The organism is Pasteurella sp. P03HT, assembly GCF_054052285.1.
Genome location: NZ_JBSIUM010000002.1, coordinates 17,001 through 38,941 on the forward strand (window position 1 = coordinate 17,001; position 21,941 = coordinate 38,941).

Annotated in this window: 16 protein-coding genes and 2 CRISPR repeat arrays; of the genes, 8 read left to right on the forward strand and 8 right to left on the reverse strand. The window is 40.9% G+C overall.

The genetic code is table 11. The features are described from left to right. Nucleotides 1-20: 20 nt before the first annotated feature. The 3 genes from cas3f to pnuC all read right to left on the reverse strand — a co-directional run bounded on the left by cas3f (nucleotide 21) and on the right by pnuC (nucleotide 5,255). Nucleotides 21-3,371 carry a type I-F CRISPR-associated helicase Cas3f gene (gene cas3f, locus ACWIT3_RS02325; protein ID WP_457161211.1) on the reverse strand — a complete coding sequence of 1,117 codons (3,351 nt, stop codon included), beginning with the start codon at nucleotides 3,369-3,371 and terminating at the stop codon, nucleotides 21-23. After that, complete coding sequence (gene cas1f, locus ACWIT3_RS02330) at nucleotides 3,352-4,332, reverse strand: type I-F CRISPR-associated endonuclease Cas1f (protein ID WP_457161212.1); 981 nt, start codon at nucleotides 4,330-4,332, stop codon at nucleotides 3,352-3,354. The genes cas3f and cas1f overlap by 20 nt, the downstream gene beginning before the upstream one ends. A gap of 236 nt (nucleotides 4,333-4,568) precedes the next feature. Continuing rightward, nucleotides 4,569-5,255: a nicotinamide riboside transporter PnuC gene (gene pnuC, locus ACWIT3_RS02335; protein ID WP_457161390.1), complete on the reverse strand. Its 687-nt coding sequence runs from the start codon at nucleotides 5,253-5,255 to the stop codon at nucleotides 4,569-4,571. A 243-nt stretch (nucleotides 5,256-5,498) separates the two neighbouring features. Between pnuC and rapA the strand changes: the two genes are divergently transcribed. The 7 genes from rapA (at nucleotide 5,499) to ACWIT3_RS02370 (ending at nucleotide 13,798) form a co-directional block, all read left to right on the forward strand. Beyond that, nucleotides 5,499-8,402, forward strand: a complete 2,904-nt coding sequence (gene rapA, locus ACWIT3_RS02340) for an RNA polymerase-associated protein RapA (protein ID WP_457161213.1) — start codon at nucleotides 5,499-5,501, stop codon at nucleotides 8,400-8,402. Nucleotides 8,403-8,687: 285 nt separating this feature from the next. Continuing rightward, nucleotides 8,688-9,347 (forward strand): bifunctional tRNA pseudouridine(32) synthase/23S rRNA pseudouridine(746) synthase RluA, encoded by a 660-nt coding sequence (gene rluA / locus ACWIT3_RS02345; RefSeq protein WP_457161214.1) that lies wholly within the window; start codon nucleotides 8,688-8,690, stop codon nucleotides 9,345-9,347. Between the two features lie 62 nt (nucleotides 9,348-9,409). Next, nucleotides 9,410-9,979, forward strand: a complete 570-nt coding sequence (yihI, locus tag ACWIT3_RS02350; RefSeq protein ID WP_457161215.1) for a Der GTPase-activating protein YihI — start codon at nucleotides 9,410-9,412, stop codon at nucleotides 9,977-9,979. Nucleotides 9,980-9,984: 5 nt separating this feature from the next. Next, the gene (locus tag ACWIT3_RS02355) at nucleotides 9,985-10,419 is read left to right on the forward strand and encodes a DUF2489 domain-containing protein (RefSeq protein WP_457161216.1); all 435 of its coding nucleotides are present in this window, start codon (nucleotides 9,985-9,987) and stop codon (nucleotides 10,417-10,419) included. A gap of 21 nt (nucleotides 10,420-10,440) precedes the next feature. After that, complete coding sequence (gene hemN, locus ACWIT3_RS02360; protein ID WP_457161217.1) at nucleotides 10,441-11,808, forward strand: oxygen-independent coproporphyrinogen III oxidase; 1,368 nt, start codon at nucleotides 10,441-10,443, stop codon at nucleotides 11,806-11,808. A 67-nt stretch (nucleotides 11,809-11,875) separates the two neighbouring features. Next, entirely contained in the window at nucleotides 11,876-12,544 is a 669-nt protein-coding gene (locus tag ACWIT3_RS02365) for an NAD(P)H-dependent oxidoreductase (RefSeq protein ID WP_457161218.1), read from the forward strand. Between the two features lie 135 nt (nucleotides 12,545-12,679). Beyond that, nucleotides 12,680-13,798 carry an anhydro-N-acetylmuramic acid kinase gene (locus ACWIT3_RS02370; protein WP_457161219.1) on the forward strand — a complete coding sequence of 373 codons (1,119 nt, stop codon included), beginning with the start codon at nucleotides 12,680-12,682 and terminating at the stop codon, nucleotides 13,796-13,798. 417 nt (nucleotides 13,799-14,215) lie between these two features. Then, a CRISPR array of direct repeats spans nucleotides 14,216-14,544; the repeat unit is 29 nt; unit sequence TTTCTAAGCTGCCTATACGGCAGTGATGT. Between the two features lie 141 nt (nucleotides 14,545-14,685). Here ACWIT3_RS02370 and srmB read toward each other — a convergent pair. Then, complete coding sequence (gene srmB / locus ACWIT3_RS02375) at nucleotides 14,686-16,017, reverse strand: ATP-dependent RNA helicase SrmB (RefSeq protein ID WP_457161220.1); 1,332 nt, start codon at nucleotides 16,015-16,017, stop codon at nucleotides 14,686-14,688. Nucleotides 16,018-16,126: 109 nt separating this feature from the next. Between srmB and ACWIT3_RS02380 the strand changes: the two genes are divergently transcribed. Then, the gene (locus ACWIT3_RS02380; RefSeq protein ID WP_457161221.1) at nucleotides 16,127-16,840 is read left to right on the forward strand and encodes a tRNA1(Val) (adenine(37)-N6)-methyltransferase; all 714 of its coding nucleotides are present in this window, start codon (nucleotides 16,127-16,129) and stop codon (nucleotides 16,838-16,840) included. Nucleotides 16,841-16,926: 86 nt separating this feature from the next. Then, nucleotides 16,927-17,794: direct repeats of the CRISPR family, unit length 28 nt; unit sequence TTTCTAAGCCATCTATACGATGGTTAAC. A gap of 140 nt (nucleotides 17,795-17,934) precedes the next feature. On the opposite strand, the gene cas6f is transcribed toward ACWIT3_RS02380, so the two are convergent. Genes cas6f through csy1 form a run of 4 tightly spaced genes read right to left on the reverse strand, consistent with a single transcriptional unit; the run spans nucleotide 17,935 to nucleotide 21,843 of the window. Then, entirely contained in the window at nucleotides 17,935-18,495 is a 561-nt protein-coding gene (gene cas6f, locus ACWIT3_RS02385; RefSeq protein WP_457161222.1) for a type I-F CRISPR-associated endoribonuclease Cas6/Csy4, read from the reverse strand. A 2-nt stretch (nucleotides 18,496-18,497) separates the two neighbouring features. Then, the gene (gene csy3, locus ACWIT3_RS02390) at nucleotides 18,498-19,502 is read right to left on the reverse strand and encodes a type I-F CRISPR-associated protein Csy3 (RefSeq protein ID WP_457161223.1); all 1,005 of its coding nucleotides are present in this window, start codon (nucleotides 19,500-19,502) and stop codon (nucleotides 18,498-18,500) included. Then, the gene (csy2, locus tag ACWIT3_RS02395) at nucleotides 19,502-20,488 is read right to left on the reverse strand and encodes a type I-F CRISPR-associated protein Csy2 (protein WP_457161224.1); all 987 of its coding nucleotides are present in this window, start codon (nucleotides 20,486-20,488) and stop codon (nucleotides 19,502-19,504) included. Before csy2 ends, csy3 begins: the two co-directional genes overlap by 1 nt. An 8-nt stretch (nucleotides 20,489-20,496) precedes the next feature. Continuing rightward, nucleotides 20,497-21,843 (reverse strand): type I-F CRISPR-associated protein Csy1, encoded by a 1,347-nt coding sequence (gene csy1 / locus ACWIT3_RS02400; protein ID WP_457161225.1) that lies wholly within the window; start codon nucleotides 21,841-21,843, stop codon nucleotides 20,497-20,499. Nucleotides 21,844-21,941: the final 98 nt, after the last annotated feature.

Consider the following 21,941-nt stretch of genomic DNA (forward strand, 5'->3'; position numbering starts at 1 on the left):
GTAAACGTGAGAGCCAATCCTTACATCTGAAGTGTCTTATTTTTATCCCAAAAACCAAACATTTCATGGTAATACCAGTCATGTACCTCTCGCTGAAGTGAAACACTTAAATAAGCCGCAGGCAAAGATTGGATATCCTCAAGACCCAACGCTTCGGCTAATTGTAGCGCCACGTCTGACAAAGAGGCGTGCAACCAAGGTTTAACAAGACCTTTTGGACAAGGCGGAATCGTTTTATAACGAATAGTAGACAACATACTGTATTGATCTCGCTTCAAGCTATCCACATCATAAAACGAGAAGCCCCAATCTGACTGTTCATCGTATTGACACACCACATTTTGCTCTGGCACGCTTTGTCTAAAACGAGTCATCAAAGGTAAGTTGGCTGACAAGCGATTAGTATAGTCTTTATCCCAATATAAATTGACATGGTTTGCCTGAGAAGCATTCAACAACTCAGCGATAACCGCGTGCTCTAAATCGGCTAATTTCTCTTTTGGGCGTAAATTTTCAGGTTTCACAATACGTGGTGTGGCTTGAATATGTGCTAACTCCTGCTCTGAAATCAATTTCGCTAATTGATGGGTTGTCAACGTATTACGCTCACTTTCAAAACCAGGACGCCAATAAATCGGTTTAGTATGATCGCGATTAGGCGCCAATCCTCGCCAATGAGTCGGCAATAAATAAATATTAGGTTGTTCTGCTATTTTTTCTGCACGATGTCGCCACACTCGCCCCGCAAGCTGAATAATCGAACGCATAGAAGAAGGGTCAACAATTGCCCAGTCATAATCGTGATCGCGTCCTACTTCAGTAACGGGACTCCCCAATACAATAAACACATGATGTTTAGCGGAATGACTGGCAAGCGCGGTGATAATTTCAGGTTGTTGATATAATGCCTGCGGTTGATGGCGATCGAGCAAACGGTCGAGTTTTTCTTCTAAACTCGAACGCAATAACAATAGCTGTCTAGAATGATAACAACACAAGTGGAAACAATAATCAGATAACTCATCTTGCTCAGGGAGCTGTAAAAGTGCTTGTGCAAGAGGCACCATCGGTGTGATATTCGAAAAACGAATCAACCCGATACTGACTTTTTTCTGTGTTTTCGGGTCAATTTCACCATGAAATTCATGCAATTTTGCGGCATATTTCAATAATTGTTCCGCCAGCATATGATAATCAATTGGCTGGTTTTCCTTCGCTTTTAACGGCGGTAAGCTCAAAATTTCCGCTTTACGACGCACTGGGCTTTTAGCTAAATGAGCCGCACGCTGCAAAACAAATTTTTGATGTGTCGTCATAAACATGTGTTCATCATGACAGGCTAAGTGTTGCTGCTCAAACTCATCAACCCAAGCACAGCAGACTGGCAAATCCGTGGCAATGCCTTGTTGTTGATTATAAATTTGACGCCCCGCTTGATAAGCACGAAATAATCCTGTGATAAAGTCTGGCGTCAACGTAGCAGAAGACAACAATACACGGCTACCAAACAACCCCGCTAAATGCACCAAACGGCTCAAGGCAGGAAGATCCTCTTGCCCAAAATCATCGGGTTCATCCAGAATTAAATCAGAGGTCAATAAACGCAATGTAGGGACGATATGATGCCCACCACGAACACTTTCTGATGCCGCAATAATATGATCCAATGTACAACTCACCAACGGGGCATACAGCAGTTTCTTCATTGCAGGATCTTTTTGGGTTAAAAAGTCTGAAATCTCTTCATCTTCGACCGCACTTTCAAGATAGGCTGCCCCTTCAACTGCCATATTCTCGAACCACGATTCGACACTTTCACTCCCCATGTTCGCTAACTGCGCTGCCCGTTCTTGCTGTAATTCATACAGTTTTCTGACCGCACTGCTTCCAACCAACACCGCTAAATAATCTTGTTCTTTAGCATGTGTTAAGGCTAAACGTTGGCTTAATGCAGTGCCTGTTTGTAACGTTAGCACGCGTAACCCGAGCGCGATTGTCAATCTCGCCCCTTTCTTTTGATCACTTAACGCATACATCATTTTCGCATTGGCAAAGGTTTTCCCACAGCCCGTACTCGCCATATTTACCCCAAAGAATCCATGCGTTTCGCTGGTTTTCTGTATACTTTTTGCCAGATTAACCACGCGATTTTGCCAAGCAAAACGCCCTTCCGCAGGTTTCGCAAACGGTTTATGTCGCGCGATACGCGGTAACTCGCCACTGAATTTAGGTAATAAACGAGCAAAGCGATTTGCCATTTGACAAACACCTAATAAATGCTCATCCAATGCTTGTTTGACATCACCTTTCTCATCTGTATTGGCATACAACACACGTGTTTTATCGCCTAATGCAGTATTGCTGCCTTGTGACGAATAGTAATGATCGCCCGCGACTAAAGATAAACGAGTAAGTAAAAGGACAAAAGGATCTTCCATGTAAGAGGAAGAAAATAATGCAGGGTGATTGAGCGCTTTTTTTGCCCATCGCGCCATCACTTTTTGCCAAGCTCGACTTTGTGTCACAATATGCTTAAATTGCCAAAAGTGATGAGGCGTAGGATGAGACGAATCATTCACTACCCAACGGACAATTGGACGGTAATCACTAAAAAAAGTCTTAAAATCACGCTGACAATATCGGCGTAAGTCTTTCAGGTAATTGCGATTTGGTACGAAAAAATTTTCACTAAATGGAAGACGATGATGAGAGGTAATTAACCAAATCATGACTTTCGCAATTGGCGGTAAGTGATCAAAGCCAGAAAAAGCCTTTTTCCCATCATCTTGAATAATACCATTAAACCAGTGGGGATGTTGCTGTTCAAATTCCTCCCAATTGGCTAATCGCTCTAACCACTCCTGATCCGTATGACACCCTGAAATCATCGCTTCAAATAAGCGTGCAGAGATCCATTCATGTCGATACGGATCTGCAACAGGCGGTGCCGTACGTCCTTTCAAGAGCTTGTTCTGAAAACCGACACTCGATTTTCCAATATCATGTAACAAGGCCGCAAGTGCGGTCAAAATTTGAATTGAATAGGCGTTTTTCCATGACACCTCCTCTTCGGCACGTAAAATATTACGCGTAGTGCAGTTCGTCGGTACACGGCCCTGATCATTAAATTGACGTTTATCGCCGACAATCCATAGCAACTCGGTCACATTTTTTTGATGTGTCCAATAACACGCTACCGCCGTATTTTTACGCGCCGTTTGACGCAACATCCGATACAACGTCTCTAAACCTGCTTGGGTTATCGCCGTCTGCCAGACGCGATCGCCACAACGTTCCGCAAATTGATCCAAAATTCGCCGAGTTTCTGTCAGTGCATTTTTCTGGCATTGGCTAACTAACAAAATATTCATCCGACTCTCCTTGTTGAGCAAGTTGTTTCAAGGTATCAATCATGATATCAAGTGCACCAAAATGCAGCAGGTTTTCAATACAGGCTTGGCGAAATTCCTTTTCTGATTCGCCTTTTTGTGCCGAAATAAACGCTTGCGGCAAAATCATACTGTCTTTAATAATATCCGCCGTATCAAACACTAATCCACCTCGTCGGGTTTTACCATGCAACACAGACAAACCATGAGGTAAGCCTAATACCCAACAAGCTGTTGCTCCCAAACCATAGGCTAAATAGTTACCGTGATCTAAAAACTGGTTCACACTATCTACACTCTGACCACGCTCACTCCGTTTAAAAATGGGATCATTTATAGTTGCTTGATTTGCCAAAGCATAGAGTTTCGTGGTTAAACGCCCTTCGGCAGCCAGTAACGCTTGGCTGTGCGCCGCTTGCTCAAATTCCTGTTGATACTGTTGCACCAATGCACTCAGCTTTTCAGTAGGATAAGTCCAATCTAATTTTGACCAAATCACTTCCAGCAAAGACAGTCGGCGTTGTTGTAACGCTTTAGCGATAACTAAACGTTTTTCATCATCAAACCAAAATCGACACCATTGTTGCAGATAGATAACAGGGCGATATTCACTCTGTGGGCTAAAAAAATCACACCCGATCTCAGGTTCTGTTCCATTAAACAACGGTGTGCCGCCACCACTACAAAATCCAACCATCACTCCCGCTTTCGACAATTCCCGCATCGCAGCTTGTGTAATCGATGTCCCACTGCCTAGCAACAAACAAGTTGTATTTGCAATCGGAATATTCCAATAAAGTGAGGCTTTTCCTTCGTCGGTCACATACTCTACCCGCCCGCCATTTAACAACACACGGCAATGTTCTAAATAATAAAGATTCGCGCGTTTAGAATGCAGAATGGTCTTCAAATCGGAAGAAGCAATATAAGGTGTATTAGGCACAGCACCTCCTTAACTAAGAAGAGCAAGAAGTTAAACGATAATTGAACATGTTCAAATACTAACCTAGACTAGTGTTCAAAAACAATCATATGCCTACCACACTGACATAAAAAATCCCCACAACAATCGTATGGGGATAAACGATCTAATTTCAGCATACGCTCAATGATTAAATGGCTTGCTTTCCATCCTTATAGCATCAACATGCTGCAGTAGACTGAACGTAAAAACAATCTCTATGCTTTTTCTAATTTACGCCAGTTATAATAACCGTAAAGAGAGTTTAATAAATAAGCAACATACATCATCACCATGGATAAAGACCCTTCCGAAGCTTGTGTCCATAACACAATAGAAATCACGTTTAACGTAATCCATAACAACCATTGCTCACGATAACGCAAAATCATTAAGAGTTGAGCCACCACCACAATTACTGTTGTTAAACCATCTAAGCCCGTTGAACTACCGCCCGCGGCATTCAACGCCTGTACTAATAATAGTGTGCCCACGGCAATCGCACCTAATGTGATGACCCAACCTGTCAACGTTAAAGATTTGGTCATGACGCTTTCACTGTTGTTGGCATCTTTATGTAAATTATTTTTCCATAAGAAATACCCAATAAACTGAGCGGGAATATATACATACAGTACGGTATTGATTTCACCGAGATAATTTGCTCCCCAGGCGACATAAAAATAAGTATAGGCAAAAATTAATCCAAAGAAATAATTACTGATTTTCCCCTTACTCACAAACACCACGCACAAAATACCCGCAATCCCAGAAATCATGGCAATAATCGAATCAGGTTCGATACTATATGCGATAATTTGAGCCGCTAAGAAAATAAACAGCCAGATTGCCTCAAATGGTTTCCATCCGCCTAAAAATTCATTTTTAATTGTGGTGAGATTCATCATCCTTTCCTCTGAAAAATAAACAGTGGTGCTTTTTTACACCCTAAAAAAACAATTGTCAACCATAGGCTACATTTTAATTGCAAAAATAAAACTCGATATGAATTTTGTAATATATACACTAAAAACAAGGGTATTAAATCACCAGAAGGATACCATCAAGATTTCATTTTATTTTTCAAAACAAGATCGCTAAAATAGCCGGCTATTTTTTATAAAAACAATGATTAGAGAAAGGATGTTATGACATTTGCAGTAGGTCAACGTTGGATTAGTGAAAGTGAAAATAATCTGGGTTTAGGTTTAATTGTCGGTGTGGATAGACGCACCGTCACCATTTTTTTCCCAGCATCAGAGGAACAACGGATTTATGCACTCGACTCAGCCCCTTTAACTCGCGTGTTATTTCAAGTGGGGGATGAAGTAACGCATCACGAAGGTTGGAAAGGTATTGTGTTGGATGTATTAGAAAATAACGGCGTGGCGTTTTATTTGCTCAAACGTCGTGATAACGCTGAGGAAATCACCATACCAGAACTGGACTTGGCTCACCAAATCACCTTCAGTAAACCACAAGATCGTCTTTTTACTGCACAAATAGACCGTAATGAACATTATGCGCTACGTTATCAGGCATTAACACACCAACAAGCACAATTCCAATCGCCATTGCGTGGCTTACGTGGCATTCGTGCGGGCTTAATTCCACACCAATTACATATTGCAAAAGAAGTGGGACAACGTACCGCACCACGTGTGTTATTAGCGGATGAAGTGGGCTTAGGGAAAACCATTGAGGCGGGAATGATTTTGCAACAACAGTTGTTTGCGGAAAAAGTGGAACGTGTGTTAATCATTGTGCCAGAAACGCTGCAACACCAATGGTTAGTGGAAATGTTGCGCCGTTTTAACTTACATTTCTCATTGTTTGATGAAGAACGTTGTGCAGATTTTGAAGATCCTACATCTGCTTTGTGGATCAATCCATTCACAACAGAATCCCAAATTATCTGCGCATTAGATTGGTTACGTGAAAAACCAAAACGTGTAGAACAATTACTCGAAGCTGGCTTTGATATGTTGATTGTGGACGAAGCGCATCATCTTGCTTGGTCAGAAGACAATCCAAGCTTGGAATATCAATTAGTGGAACAGCTTGCACGCCAAATCCCAGCGGTATTATTACTGACTGCAACGCCAGAACAACTTGGACAAGAAAGCCACTTTGCACGTTTAAGTTTGCTTGACCCAGACCGCTTCTATGACTACCAAGCGTTCGTCAAAGAACAGCAACAATATCAACCCGTAGCTGATGCGGTGCAAAGTTTGCTTGCGGATAAGCCATTAAGTGCGGTTGAAAAAAATCACATTTCAGAACTTCTTTCTGAACAAGACATTGAGCCAATGTTAAAAGTGATTGATTCTGATGCCGATGAAGAACACAAAGCCTTAGCACGCCAAGAGCTTATCAATAACCTGATTGACCGTCACGGCACGAGCCGCGTGTTATTCCGTAACACACGTCAAGGGGTGAAAGGTTTCCCACGTCGTACTTATAACCAAATCACGTTGGAATTGCCAAAACAATACAACAATGCGGCAAATGTACTGTCAATGTTAGGCGAAAAAGGCGAGAAAGATTCGTTCTATCCAGAGCAAATGTTCCAAAAACTGAATCCAGATGCTCGCTGGTGGGAATTTGATCCACGTTTAGAATGGTTAATCACATTCTTGAAAAATCACCGTGATGAAAAAGTGCTCGTCATTTGTCGTCAAGCCAATACGGCGATTCAATTAGAACAAGCGTTACGTGAAAAAGAAGCAATTCGTGCTGCAGTGTTCCACGAGAAAATGACCATTGTCGAACGTGACCGTGCGGCTGCCTACTTTGCCCAACAAGAAGAAGGCGCACAAGTGTTATTAAGCTCGAGCATTGGTTCGGAAGGTCGCAACTTCCAATTTGCTAGCCATTTAGTGCTATTCAATCTGCCAGATAACCCAGATTTATTAGAACAATGTATCGGACGTTTGGATCGTATCGGTCAAACCCGCGACATTCAAATTCACGTGCCTTGTTTTGCTGACACTGCGCAAGTAGTGCTGGCGCGTTGGTATCACGAAGGTTTAAATGCCTTTGAAGAAACCTGCCCAATGGGGATGACATTGTTTGAAAAACATCAAGCACAGTTAGATGAAATGTTACAAAAACCGACCGCACTTGAAGGCTTTGATGACTTCATTGCGCAAACCCGTAAACAACAAATCGAACTGAAACAAGCGTTAGAAAAAGGGCGTGACCGTTTATTAGAGCTCAACTCAAACGGCGGTGAAGCAGCACAACAACTGGCTGGTGATATTGCCGAACAAGATGGTTCAACAGAATTAGTGAATTTTGCGTTAAATCTGTTTGATATTATCGGTGTGGAACAAGAAGATTTAGGTGAAAAATCTATTGTCATTAGTCCAACAGGGACGATGCTTGTGCCTGATTTTCCTGGCTTAAAAGAAGATGGCTCAACGGTGACTTTCGATCGTCAACTTTCTCTTGCGCGTGAAGATCTTGAATTTATCAGTTGGGATCACCCGCTTATCCGCAACGGTATTGATTTGATTACGTCAGGTGATATCGGCAAAAGTGCGGTCAGTTTATTGATTAATAAAGCATTACCCGCTGGTACACTCTTACTTGAAATGATTTATGTGGTCGAAGCACAAGCACCAAAAGGCTTACAGCTCACACGTTTCTTGCCACCAACGCCAATCCGCTTATTGCTTGATCAAAAAGGCAATAACTTGGCAGACCAAGTATCTTTTAATGCACTACAAAAGCAATTAAAACCCATTGGTAAAAATATGGCGAACAAAGTGGTGAAAATGGTGCGCCCGAATATTGAACAGCTTATCAAAACAAGCGAACAAAAAATCGTTGCACAAGCTGAACAAATTATCCACAATGCACAACAGCTTGCGGATCAAACTCTCAGCGCAGAACTCAATCGCTTAACCGCATTACAAGCGGTGAATAAAAATATTCGCCAAGATGAAGTCGATGCGCTGGAAAACATCAGAACACAATCTCTCGCACAGCTACAACAAGCCACTTGGCGTTTAGACAGCTTACGCGTAATTGTGAGTAATAAAGAATAAAACGTTAAAAAAAGCATCGCACTTTTACCGAGACAAAATCAGTGTTTATATGAGTAAATGTGCGACAATAACAAAAAAAACAAAAAAGTAAACGTCCCCGTGTAAACCGCCCGAGAACAACACCATTTTTTAGGGAAATAAGGTTGCGTAGCAAAGCGAAAACACCTTATTTACCGTGAAGAAAATGAGGGTGTATGAGGGAAACGCGGTTTAGTCGGGGTGACTTTCTTTGGTGACTTTCTTTGTACAAGCAAAGAAAGTAACAAACTAGAAACAGAAATTAAAATGGCGCTAATTATTTACAACCCACCCACAGAACCTTATCTCGATATCGTCCATTACGATGATCATTTTGTCGTGGTGAACAAACCGAGCGGCTTGCTCTCAGTACCCGGCAATCAACCTCAGTATTACGACAGCGCAATGTCGAGAGTGAAAGAAAAATATGGTTTCTGTGAACCAGCACACCGCTTAGATATGTCAACCAGTGGCTTGATTTTGTTTGCGTTAAGCAAAGCAGCAGATCGTGAATTAAAACGCCAATTCCGCGAACGTGAACCGAAAAAGCATTATCAAGCGCTCGTTTGGGGACATTTGGAAGAAGACCAAGGGGAAGTCAATCTGCCCCTCATTTGTGACTGGGAAAATCGCCCTCGCCAAAAGATTTGTTTTGAACGTGGTAAAAGTGCGGTCACATTATATGAAGTTTTAGAACGCTACCCTAACAACACGACAAGAGTAAAATTAACCCCAATTACAGGGCGTTCGCATCAGCTTAGATTACATATGCTCGCGTTAGGACACCCCATTTTAGGCGATAAATTCTACGCTCACCCACAAGCAAAAGCCCTTTCACCTCGCTTATGCTTGCACGCAGAAAGTTTAGAATTTAGCCATCCTATTACACAAAAGCGACTGCAATTTCACGTTGAACCCACGTTTTGATGAAGTAAAAACCCATTTTAAATGGTACAATCTGCACCCATGATTAATTAAGAGAAAAGAATATGGCTCGTAAGAAGAAAACACGCCGAATTACCGATATTATGCCTGCGCGCAAGGTAGATAAAAAAGTGGAATTGCCAAAAGGCAAACCAGGCAAAAAATTAACTCGCTATGAATTAGATGCAAAAGCTCGCGAAGATAAAAAGAAACGTAAACACAAAGGTTTAGCATCAGGTTCTCGTCATAGCGCAACTGAAAATAATGCAAATAACCAAGCGTTAGAGAAAAAAGATCCGCGCATTGGTAGCCGTAAAAAAGTGCCTTTAATTGTGGAATTTGTGAATAAGCCTGAAAAAGGAATGACCATTCCACCAATGAAATTGGAAGAAAAAGCACCGAAATTAGATCCAATGTTGGAATTAGAACAACTTGAAAATAATGAATGCTTAAACCAATTATTAGATGAATTAGATGCGGGCAAAACCTTAAGCGCAGACGATCAGAAATTCGTTGATGAGTACTTAGATCGCATCGCACAATTAATGGATGAGTTAGGCATTTCTGACGAAGAAGACGCGGAAGAAGATTTATACCGCACTTTTGAAAAAATCGATATTAACCAATTTAGATAATTGTTATGTGGACAACGATTTTATTCATTCTGGCGATGGTCATTGTGGTGGCAATGGCAGTGTATGCGGGTTATTTATTACTCGCATTGCAAAAACAACGCAAAGCCATTGAAAACGCACGTTCTGCACGTTCAAAACGCATTAAAGAAAGTGTCGTGATCATCGCTAAAGCAATGCAAAATGGGGATTGTAACCATTCTGAAGGGGTGATTCGCTTGAAAATGTTGCTTGATCCTTTGGGTCATAAATTGAAAACTTATCAAGCGATGTACCAACTTTATGAAGTCGTTATGGATATGCCAACGCACGAAAAACGTCGTGAATTAAAGAAAAATGAACGTATGCGTTTAGATTTACAACGTGAAAGTGCCGAAGCGGATTTAGAAAAGAAAATCTTGTTGGAGATTCATCAGTTATTAACTGATATTGAAAAAATCTAATCTTGAGATTGAGGGGGGAGAATGTCCGAAATTATTTGGGACTTAGCGCTAATTCAAAAGTATAACTACTCTGGCCCACGTTATACGTCCTATCCGACCGCACTTGAATTCAATGAGAATTATACCAATGCGGATTTTATTCAGGCGGCGCAACGTTATCCAAACCGCCCTCTTTCCCTTTATGTGCATATCCCCTTCTGTCACAAACTTTGCTATTTCTGCGCTTGCAACAAAGTCATCACACGCCACCAACACAAAGCAGATATTTACCTCGACTTTTTAGAAAAAGAAATCGAAACACGTGCACCGCTCTTTAAAGATCGTATTGCAACACAAGTTCACTGGGGCGGTGGTACGCCAACCTATCTTACCGAAGCACAATCTTCACGTTTAATGGCAATGCTACGCAAGCATTTCACCATTGCGCCTGATGCGGAAATCAGCATTGAAATGGATCCACGTGAAATTGAGTTGCCAATGCTTGATCATTTACGTCATCTCGGTTTTAACCGAATGAGTATGGGCGTACAAGATTTCAATAAAGACGTGCAAAGAGCGGTGAATCGTGAGCAAGATGAACAATTTATTGAGGCTTTGTTAAAGCGTGCGAGAGAACTCGGTTTCCAATCCACTAACTTAGATTTGATTTATGGCTTGCCACTACAAAATGTGGAAAGCTTTATGTTCACGTTAGAAAAAGTGATTGCCCTCAATCCTGATCGCTTAAGTGTGTTTAATTACGCCCACTTACCAAGCCGCTTTGCGGGACAAGCGAAAATCAAAAATGAACAACTGCCTGCCCCCGAAACGAAATTAACGATCTTGCAAAAAATGATCGAAAAGCTGGGCAATGCTGGCTATAAATTTATTGGTATGGATCACTTTGCCAAACCAGATGATGAACTGGCTATCGCCCAACAAAACGGCGTTTTACACCGCAATTTCCAAGGCTACACCACGCAGGAAGAATGTGATTTATTGGGTTTAGGCGTGTCCGCCATCAGCTTGTTAGGCGACACTTACGCACAAAATCAAAAAGAGTTAAAACATTATTATGCGGATGTGGACAACTCGGGTATTGCATTACACAAAGGCTTTGTAATGAGCCAAGAAGACTGCCTACGTCGCGATGTGATCAAGCAATTAATTTGTAACTTTAAATTGGACTTTGAACCGATTGAACAACAATATGGCATTCAATTTAAAACCCATTTTGCAGAAGATTTAAAATTACTTGAGCCATTAGCCAAAGACGGTTTGCTCGAAATTGGCGAAGATAAAATCCAAGTGTCAGCCAAAGGTCGCTTATTGATTCGCAATATTTGTTTGTGTTTTGATACTTATTCGAGAGAACAAGCGAAACGCCAACAGTTCTCGCGAATCATCTAACAAAAAGTTTGAAAAAATCACCGCACTTTTTCCGAAAACCAAGAAAGAACAATCAGGAGAGAACAATATGTCGATAACAAAAACAGATATTCTCAATGCTTTCCATTACCGCCATGCGTGTAAGGCGTATGATCCAACAAAGAAAATCAGTGATGAGGATTTTCGTTTTATCTTAGAAACGGGTCGCCTTTCGCCAAGTTCTTTCGGCTTTGAACCTTGGAAATTTTTGGTGATTGAAAATCAAAAGATCAAAGAACTGATCCGCGATACTGCTTGGGGTGCAAAAGACAAAGTGATGAATTGTAGCCATTTTGTAGTGGTGTTAGTCCGCCAGCCAGAAACCTTACTTGCTGATGGTGAATATGTTCAACATATTATGCGAGATGTGCACCATATCCCCGAAGATATGCTCAAAATGCGCCAAAATTTCTACCGCACTTTTAGTGAACAAGATTTCGCATTAACGCAAGATCCAAAGGCATTCTACGACTGGGCGTGCCGTCAAAGCTATATCGCAATGGCAAATATGCTCACTAGCGCTGCGATGATCGGTGTGGACTCCACCCCAATCGAAGGTTTTCCATTAGAAAAAATGGATCGTGCCTTTGTTGAACAGGGACTTTACGATCCAAAAAGCTATAAACTAAGCGTCATGATCGCCTTTGGATATCGTTTAAATGACCCCAAAGCTAAAACACGCCAAGCTTTTGATGATGTAGTGGAATGGGTGAAATAATTCTCCCAACTGGATTTAAAAGATGAAAATAGGCGCATAGTGCGTCTATTTTTATTTGTTCTGAAAACTAAACTTTGGCTATTTTTTCCCCTTACCCTATAATGAAATTCACGCAAGCTGAAATAAGGAGTGATTATGTACTATATCGGTGTAATGTCTGGCACAAGTTTAGATGGAGTGGATTTGGCGCTAATGGATTTTTCCTACGAGCAACCACAACTGATCCATTCTGATTTTTACCCTATGCCTCGCGCAATACGACAACAAATTTCAGCATTATGCAATTCGGGCGAAACGACGTTGCAAGCCTTAGGCGAGCTAGATCATCAGCTTGGCTTACTCTACACTGACTGCATAAAACAGTTTTTACAAAAATATCAGCTTTCACCAGAACAGATCACCGCAATTGGTTGCCATGGACAAACCGTTTGGCACTCGCCAAATAGCCAATACCCGTTCACCATGCAAATTGGCGATGCCAACTTAATCGCAGCAAAAACAGGCATCACAACAGTGGCGGATTTCCGCCGTAAAGATATGGCATTTGGTGGACAAGGTGCGCCATTAGTGCCAGCGTTTCATCAGGCACTATTCCTCAAACCTGAGCAAGCCACAGTGGTGTTAAATGTAGGCGGTATCAGCAATATTTCTCGTCTTTTACCGAATGAAGAAGTGATTGGTTATGACACCGGCCCCGGCAATACCTTGTTAGATGCGTGGATCGAAAAACATCAAGGTAAAGCCTATGATAAAAATGCAGAATGGGCAAAATCTGGTAACGTGAATACTGACTTACTAGCGGATTTACTCGATGACCCCTTCTTTGCCCTTCCACCACCCAAAAGCACAGGGCGAGAATTATTTAATCTCGCTTGGCTACATAAAAAATTAGAAAAACACACCGCACTTTTACCGCAAGACGTGCAAGCCACCCTTGTAGAACTCACAGCGCAAAGCATTGTGGATCAGCTTAATCAGATTGAAACAGATTTAGCTCGTCACTTATTAGTGTGCGGTGGTGGCGTGAAAAACAGCTTATTAATGGAACGCCTTGCGGCTTTATTACCTCAATGGCAAGTCCAAACTACGAATGACTACGGCTTAGATGCTGACTATGTCGAGGCCGCCGCTTTTGCATGGCTCGCCTACCAACGCCTCAACGACCTTCCAGCCAATTTGCCAAGTGTCACTGGCGCAAAAAGTGCGGTGAGTTTGGGAGCAATTTATCCAAAAGAAAGCACTATATCTCAATAAAATCCCCATTTCCCCCTCTTATTACATAAGGGGGAAAACACCTGCAACACACTGCACAGTATTTCACTGAACACCGCTAGCGATGCTATTAATTTGGTGCTCTGGGCGAGACTTATCTTTCTAAGCTGCCTATACGGCAGTGATGTTGAGCCATCAAGCTTCGTTTCTTGCGGTTCATTTCTAAGCTGCCTATACGGCAGTGATGTCACATATCCCCATTGAATGATTAGACCTGATTTTCTAAGCTGCCTATACGGCAGTGATGTTCAACAGCTTCTTGCAACGGGAATAATTGTTTTTCTAAGCTGCCTATACGGCAGTGATGCAATGGCATCTCGTTCAAAGCGAGCATTATCATTTCTAAGCTGCCTATACGATGGTTAACAAACTAAAGTGCATTAGCGGTAAATGATAGTCTTTCTAAGCCATCTATACGGCAGTGATGCAGAAACTACCATCTGGTTTAATTCTCCAATGTTTCTAAGCTGCCTATACGGCAGTGATGGGGATGAGCATGATGATAGCCTTTTAATTAAATTTCTAAGCTGCCTATACGGCAGTGATGGACGTAAAAGCACCCAACGGCAATTGGTTAAATTTCTAAGCTGCCTATACGGCAGTGATGATTCCATCGATTGTATGTTGTCCCTTGTTGTATTTCTAAGCTGCCTATACGGCAGTGATGCGGTCGTTTTTTATTGTGTTTTGAATTTATCTTTTCTAAGCTGCCTATACGGCAGTGATGTAAAGCAGTGTCACTCTCCTCCCTTAATCTATCACGTTTTAGCTTATTTTACCGACAAAACTCTTTTTTTCAGAGATAAACATAACCCTTTGATCTTATTGACTTAAAAAGACGCTAAGAAAAAGGGTTATTTTAATAGAAATTAGGACTCAAGTTGATGAACTTGTCCGCTGGGTTGACGTCGCTTACCAATATTTTTCGTATCTTTATGACGTAATTTGACTTTTTTCTGCTGAGTTTGCTTTTGTTTCTCTTCACGTTTCGCTTTAATACGTGCTTTTTGTTTTTTACTTACTGTTTTGACTTCGCCATCTTTAGGTGCCTTAGTGCGAGGCTCCAAGCCATCAATCACACGTGCTTTTAATAATTCTTCTGTATAACGTTTGATTTTACCAAGTAATTTATAGTCATGAGCCTCCACAAAAGAAACTGCCACGCCTTTTTTACCTGCACGCGCGGTACGTCCAATACGGTGTAAATATGTATCCGCACTATATGGCAAATCAAAATTCATGACATGGCTGACATCGTCAATATCAATTCCGCGTGCCGCGACATCTGTTGCAACAAGTACTGTCACAATGCCCTTTTTCAACTTATCAATCGCATTATTACGTTGCGTTTGTGCCATTTCGCCTTCTAAATATGTAGAACGGATACCACGTTTACGCAAGGTTTCCGAAAGCGCTCGCACATCTTCACGGCGACGAACAAAAACAATGCCTCGAGTCACCTGCTCCGTATCAATGAAACGCGCTAATAATTTAACTTTATGTTCATTACTATCAGCATGGTAAAACCATTGTTGGATTTTTTTACGTTCACGTCGACTTGGTTCAGCTTCAATTTTCACTGGATCTGTTAATAACCGCCCAGCAAAATCCGCCAATAACTCGCCTTCTAACGTGGCAGAGAACAACAAGGTTTGTTTACGCCAACGTGTTTCTGCCGCAATTTTTTCTGCATCCTGACCGAACCCCATCTGTAACATACGATCCGCTTCATCAAAAATCAAAATCTCAACAGAACGACAATCAAAATTTTCTTCTTTGATGTATTGCAATAAACGTCCTGGGGTAGCGACAACAATATCTTGGTTTTTATTAAAGACTTCCCCATGGTTCTGATATGCCACACCGCCCGTTATTGTAGTGATACTCAAATGTGTAAATTCTGCTAAGGCTTCCGCTTGCTCTGCGACCTGCATCGCGAGCTCACGTGTCGGTGTTAAGACTAACACGCGAGGGGCGCCTGGTTTACGGCGTGGATAATCTAATAAATGCTGAATCGCAGGTAACAAAAAAGCGGCAGTCTTGCCCGTTCCTGTTGGCGCAGACCCAAGCACATCACGCGCCTCCATCGCGGCAGGAATGGTTTCTTGCTGAATAGCGGTCGGTCGGGTATAGCCTTTTTTTGCTAGTGCATTTAAAAGAGCGGGATCAAGATCAAGGTCGTCAAAAGTTGCTGATGTCATAAGTATGGGTTTCTATCATTAAAAAATTGTGGCAGATTATACCGCACTTTGCACGCGTTGCGAAATCCAGGCAAAATGCACAATCATCTGCTTCATGTTAAGGGAATCTATGTCAGTAAAACAAACGGGGTTCACGTTTAAACAATTTCACATTAACCACGATCGGTGCGCCATGAAAGTCGGCACAGACGGTGTGTTATTAGGCGCTTGGGCTGATATCAGTCAGGCTCAACGTATTTTAGACTTAGGCACTGGCACAGGACTCATTGCGCTAATGCTCGCACAGCGTAGCACTGAAAAAAGTGTAATCCATGCCGTAGAATTAGACCCAGCCGCGTTTTTACAAGCTCAAGAGAATATTCAACAATCCAAATGGGCAACTAAAATTCACCTACACCAACAAGACATTGCCCATTTTTGCACTCACACTGTGGAAAAATTTGACTTAATTGTGGCAAATCCACCTTATTTTATACCTGGCGTCGATTGTGGCAGCCAACAACGTAATTTAGCACGTTATACAACATTACATAGCCATTTAGATTGGCTCAACTTCGCGGCTAACTGTGTGAGCCCATTGGGTAAAATTAGTATAGTACTTCCATTTAATGCAGGTGAAACCTTATTAAAACAAACCGCACTTCCTTGTATTGAACGTTGTGATATCATGACTAAAATCGATAAAGCGCCACAACGGTTACTCTTGACGTTTGCACAACAACCCCAACCATTAAAACAAAGTCAGGTGATTATTTATGACAAAAATAATCAATATCATCCAAGCTTCATTCAACTCACAAGCGCATTTTATTTAAAGTATTGATAAGACAAGAGTGTATCTCAACTTAATAACACTACCATCTATACGATGGTTAACCTAAAGACGCGGGTTATTGGTGTGACCACTGCTTTCTAAGCCATCTATACGATGGTTAACCCCGCCAGAAACCAGCGCAATCTCATCTGTTATTTCTAAGCCATCTATACGATGGTTAACCTTTCAAAGCTTTTAATGACGTTAGAAATTGCTTTCTAAGCCATCTATACGATAGTTAACGACATATCATAGCCAATTCTGGAGTTTTTAAATTTCTAAGCCATCTATACGATGGTTAACGCGTGGGCGCAAGACACGTCCGCATATCTGACTTTCTAAGCCATCTATACGATGGTTAACTTACCTTCCGTCATTGTTGAGCCTCCGCTAGCTTTCTAAGCCATCTATACGATGGTTAACCTTTTTCAAGAAGTTGTTTCGGAATGACGATTTTTCTAAGCCATCTATACGATGGTTAACACTTATTCCCCTAAAATTAATTTAATAGCATTTTTCTAAGCCATCTATACGATGGTTAACCATTAGCAAATAGCTTGTACCCAGCAGGAAAATTTCTAAGCCATCTATACGATGGTTAACGTCTTTTGCTTCTGCTTGATCAAAAAATGAAATTTCTAAGCCATCTATACGATGGTTAACATTGCAAGGCTTCTGCCTCACGATCATCAAGATTTCTAAGCCATCTATACGATGGTTAACACGTCCCTATTTATTGCGTAACGCAGTGTGTTTTTCTAAGCCATCTATACGATGGTTAACATTTAATTTCCTGGAATAACGAAGTATTAGGATTTCTAAGCCATCTATACGATGGTTAACAAGATATGTTGGATAAGCCAGAAGAAGAAGGTTTTCTAAGCCATCTATACGATGGTTAACTCTTGGAAATATAATGGCTGCTTACCATAAATTTTCTAAGCCATCTATACGATGGTTAACTAAATAACATAATCAAAATAAGCTTATTCTTCAATTTGTTAAAGAACATATACAAGAAAACCCCTTTTTTCTAAGACCTTTACAACCCTTTGATCTTATTAGTAAATTCTACCAGTCAGAAAAAAGGGTTATAAATAGGGTTAGAAGTGTGGCACTGTAGCGGTATTGCTTAGCCCATAGCTGTTAAATGGTGCAATATAAGGAGTAACCGTTTTATTGACTTTTACCGCTAAGATAAAACGTTGATTCGTGCTAGCACTTTTTAAATGAACATGTGGAAAGTAAGGGGTATTTTGTTGATGTTGTATCATTTCATCACGAACGCCCTCATGCCATTTATTAATACGTTTTAAAAACTGTTCCGTACGACGAATCGCACTTTGTCCCTTGCGGTGAACACGACTATAACAACGATATTCGGTCACAAAAGGCGTTTCATTCACACCACTGATCAAGGCATAATCCTGTAATCCTGCTTGCAATAAGTGTTGATAAATCTGTTGACAATCATCTTCACTCCCAAAAATACGCAAGATACCGCCAAGAGTCCGCCCTAAACCATAAGCAGGAAAAGCTACCCCAATACGCCCGTTAAAGTGCGGTAGAAACTTATGCAAAATTTGCATACAATGTCCCACCACTTCACTTTGTAGCATATCCATTTGCGGAATCGCTTTCAGTTCAATGTAATGGCTTGTCATGCTTATTCCTTACCGCTTTCCCCAAAGACACCACCGCGGATTAAAACACTCATCACATAATGCTGTTGTTCAATACTTGGCGCTTCACCTTTTAGCACCCAATTATCAAACAACGTATAAAAATCTGCTTTCGCTTTAGGCTGACGGAATGCCGTACCCAATGTTGTCACAGCACCATAAGGTTCTGCTGCAATCGGAAAAGCAACGTCATCCGCATACCAAGTATCAATCGTACGAATCGCATTCCCCACTTTTTGTGAGTGCATACCTGCTTTTTGATTGATTTCATACAGAATTTTACTTTTACGATTTGTCGTTGAACTATCTAATACCAGCTCTTGTGATGGGTATACTTCTTGTCCATAACCCATATTCGCGTAAGCCGTGACATATAAAATCACAAATTTCTCACCAAGCAAGCCCGCTTTGATTTCATCTGCAATCCATTGGATCTTGCTATCGTCATACGCAAAGCTATTTAATGAAAATTGTTTCGCATCATCAAAATGAATGCTTTTCTCACCACATTTCACTTCAATCCGAATATGTTCAGCGCCCATACGATTACGCCATAACCAACGTGCATTGATGATATTCATCGCATAACGTTTCGCCAGCTCATCAACGCCTGCGTTGCTTAAATATTGCTGTACTGTCGCCATGACCTGCTGTTGGTAGGTCTGATCATTACAGACATTCGGTTGTCCCGTAAACGCAAGAACTTTCATACTAAAGCTAGCGACTAAAGTGTCTTTATCATTATCTAACATCGCTACATCAACACGCTGTAAATTGGGTTTTTCCGTTTCCGCATCCAATTTCGTCGGATCATTCTTGATCGCATTTTTAAGACGGTTAGAAATCGTCCCGCGTACTGACTTTTCACGAATACGCAGAGCAATAGGCTCGTCCTTGTCATTTTTACTGTCTTTTTGACTAAAGATCGCATCTGAAATATCTAAATTACGTTCAAATGCTAATACGCTTGGGGTTGATAACTTACTCATTATGGTTCTCCTTGTGAAATCAGATAAAGGTTATGTTGTGGTGCGCGATAGCGCCAAAAGCATTGGGAAAGATCATCTGGTAAACTAAATGGGAAAACCCACTTACCTAAACTATAAATCGTTTCAACATATTGACTTGGATACACTGTCGTACGGCAGTGTTGTAACTGCCCCGCATCAAACAAAGGGGAAATGGCCTGATAACCCACAGGAATAGGCACTAACCAGCCTCGATCCTGTTTTACACTGTAGGTTTGCCAATCGACCGATGATGCGTTCGGGTGAGCAGGAATATGATGTAACGTTGCCATTTCTAATAATGCATCCAATGCGGTAGCATCTGGCTGCGCTTGCAGCTTGGAGTGTGGTACATGACCATCTTCATCCAATAACCCCGCCCGTAACCCTGTTTTTAATTCTTCTGTAATATTGACTAACTCATTCGTTGCTTGCATCAATACAAACGCAGGCATTAACGCAAACGGAATATCCCGTTCTTCTGCTAAATGAAATAACTGTACTTCACCGATCTCCAATACTGAACCGCCAGCAATACGTTGCTTCCATAACAATTCTTTACATTCTTGTAAAAATTGTTGTGTCGTTTCACTTTGTTTATCACCTAATGCATTATATAACTGTTGCTCAGGCACTCTCACTTCTACGACTAACGAAACATCTAAATGGATTTTCCCTTCTTCAATAATAGAAGCAGATTTACCATCTCGTTTGATTGGATTACGAGTTTGCTTAAAAGTGCGGTCAGAAAATTGCGAACTTTGATAAGTCTGGAGTTCATAATCATGACACGCCACTATCACGCCACCTAATTGCACATTATGATGAGTCAACTTACGACTCAGTGCATGAATAGCGCCAGTAAACCCTGTCAATGCTGGAAAACCGTAACTTAACGGACCAGAAATCGCATTCGCCCCCTGGAGTTTAATGTGATCGAATAAAATATAGTAATCAGTTTGAAACATATCTCCTCCTAAGGATGACGTAAGCGGTAACGTAGTGAACGACGAATATTACGACGCCATTCATTGTATTCTGCATCATCAAAGTCATGTGCTAATTTAGGGAAACGCCGTTTTAAGCATCGGTTCACCCATAACGCAAAACCACGTTCTACTTCTGCTACCCAATCCCCTTTTTCTCGTTCTGCACGAAATGCCTCTTCATCTGTTAATTCTGCTCGTTTGGGGTCGAGCCAGTACTTTTCATGCATATTTAATTGATATTCTTTCGACCACCCTGGTGACTGTTTTTGTAACACACTTGCAGTACGTAAAACGCCTTCTAAAATCATATTTAATGCTTTGATTCGATCATCTCGTACGGTATACACATTTTTCTTTGCCTCAACAACATGATACAAAGTGTAAAATCCTGCTCTGCAGACATACGCTAACTCATCATTAAAAATTGTTGTACTCGCAAGATTCAGCCGCATCACTTTACTAGATTTGAAAATAGGGGGGAGAGAGGGGAGTAAATAATTTTTTCCACCTTGTTCACTCGCTAATTGTCCAACACCTTGTGGGTTTGCCCCTCCCACTTTAAAAATGGCTAAATTGACTAAATTTTTATATGGTAATTGAACGACACCTACTTTTTTTCTATTGTCCCTATTCAGTTTATTTTCCTCTGAATCGTATTTAACAAACTGTACTTTCTTATAAAAATCATAGATAAGAGAAGAGGGGTACAAAGGTATTAAACAAGTATAATCATTGTTTTCAATAGAATAATCTGAATTAACCCATAGTAACTGTTTGCATTTTTCGTAAGAAATTGGTTTCTTAAAATCATTAATTAATGCTTTCTGAAACTGTTGTTTGTAATATCTTGAAAGTTCCAAATCGTCTGAAAAACACTGTTCTAATACATGGTGGTCTTGCAATAACAGATCTACTAAACGAGTTGTTTTCTCATCATCCACATAAATATCAAAAAATTTTACTAATGGTAATGCTGCAGCATTTCCACTTGCATCAAGTTTAAAATGCCTTATATGCTGAGAAGCACAAAGATATGCAGGTATAGGAGTTTTAAGATCAAAATAGATATTATCGCATTCTATTTTAGCACTCGAATGAATCCCTTTAGGATGATGAGAGCCAAACTTAATTTGTTTAGCCATAAAATTAGCAGCATAGTCGATCCAGTTAGAAAAGGAATATTTTTGATGAAGTTCCGCAATTTTCTGCAAAATTTGTTGCTTTTTATCTTCGTCAACTGTTTTTAATAACAGCTTTTCCTCTGTTTCTAGTTTTTCTAATTTTACTGACTGAACAAAACTCATAAGTTCATATTTAATTTTGTCAGGTGTCATTTTATACCTCATTTTTGGTAATCAAATTGATTACATAATGAACTACCCAACACAGCATGTCAAATAAAATTAAAAAAACAAAATATTTGATTTACAAC

What these genes read in the sequence shown, in the direction of transcription:
- cas3f (WP_457161211.1), bottom strand. Translation starts at nt 3,371, where the DNA reads ATGAATATTTTGTTAGTTAGCCAATGCCAGAAAAATGCACTGACAGAA.
- pnuC (WP_457161390.1), bottom strand. Translation starts at nt 5,255, where the DNA reads ATGAATCTCACCACAATTAAAAATGAATTTTTAGGCGGATGGAAACCA.
- rapA (WP_457161213.1), top strand. Translation starts at nt 5,499, where the DNA reads ATGACATTTGCAGTAGGTCAACGTTGGATTAGTGAAAGTGAAAATAAT.
- rluA (WP_457161214.1), top strand. Translation starts at nt 8,688, where the DNA reads ATGGCGCTAATTATTTACAACCCACCCACAGAACCTTATCTCGATATC.
- yihI (WP_457161215.1), top strand. Translation starts at nt 9,410, where the DNA reads ATGGCTCGTAAGAAGAAAACACGCCGAATTACCGATATTATGCCTGCG.
- ACWIT3_RS02355 (WP_457161216.1), top strand. Translation starts at nt 9,985, where the DNA reads ATGTGGACAACGATTTTATTCATTCTGGCGATGGTCATTGTGGTGGCA.
- hemN (WP_457161217.1), top strand. Translation starts at nt 10,441, where the DNA reads ATGTCCGAAATTATTTGGGACTTAGCGCTAATTCAAAAGTATAACTAC.
- ACWIT3_RS02365 (WP_457161218.1), top strand. Translation starts at nt 11,876, where the DNA reads ATGTCGATAACAAAAACAGATATTCTCAATGCTTTCCATTACCGCCAT.
- ACWIT3_RS02370 (WP_457161219.1), top strand. Translation starts at nt 12,680, where the DNA reads ATGTACTATATCGGTGTAATGTCTGGCACAAGTTTAGATGGAGTGGAT.
- srmB (WP_457161220.1), bottom strand. Translation starts at nt 16,017, where the DNA reads ATGACATCAGCAACTTTTGACGACCTTGATCTTGATCCCGCTCTTTTA.
- ACWIT3_RS02380 (WP_457161221.1), top strand. Translation starts at nt 16,127, where the DNA reads ATGTCAGTAAAACAAACGGGGTTCACGTTTAAACAATTTCACATTAAC.
- cas6f (WP_457161222.1), bottom strand. Translation starts at nt 18,495, where the DNA reads ATGACAAGCCATTACATTGAACTGAAAGCGATTCCGCAAATGGATATG.
- csy3 (WP_457161223.1), bottom strand. Translation starts at nt 19,502, where the DNA reads ATGAGTAAGTTATCAACCCCAAGCGTATTAGCATTTGAACGTAATTTA.
- csy2 (WP_457161224.1), bottom strand. Translation starts at nt 20,488, where the DNA reads ATGTTTCAAACTGATTACTATATTTTATTCGATCACATTAAACTCCAG.
- csy1 (WP_457161225.1), bottom strand. Translation starts at nt 21,843, where the DNA reads ATGACACCTGACAAAATTAAATATGAACTTATGAGTTTTGTTCAGTCA.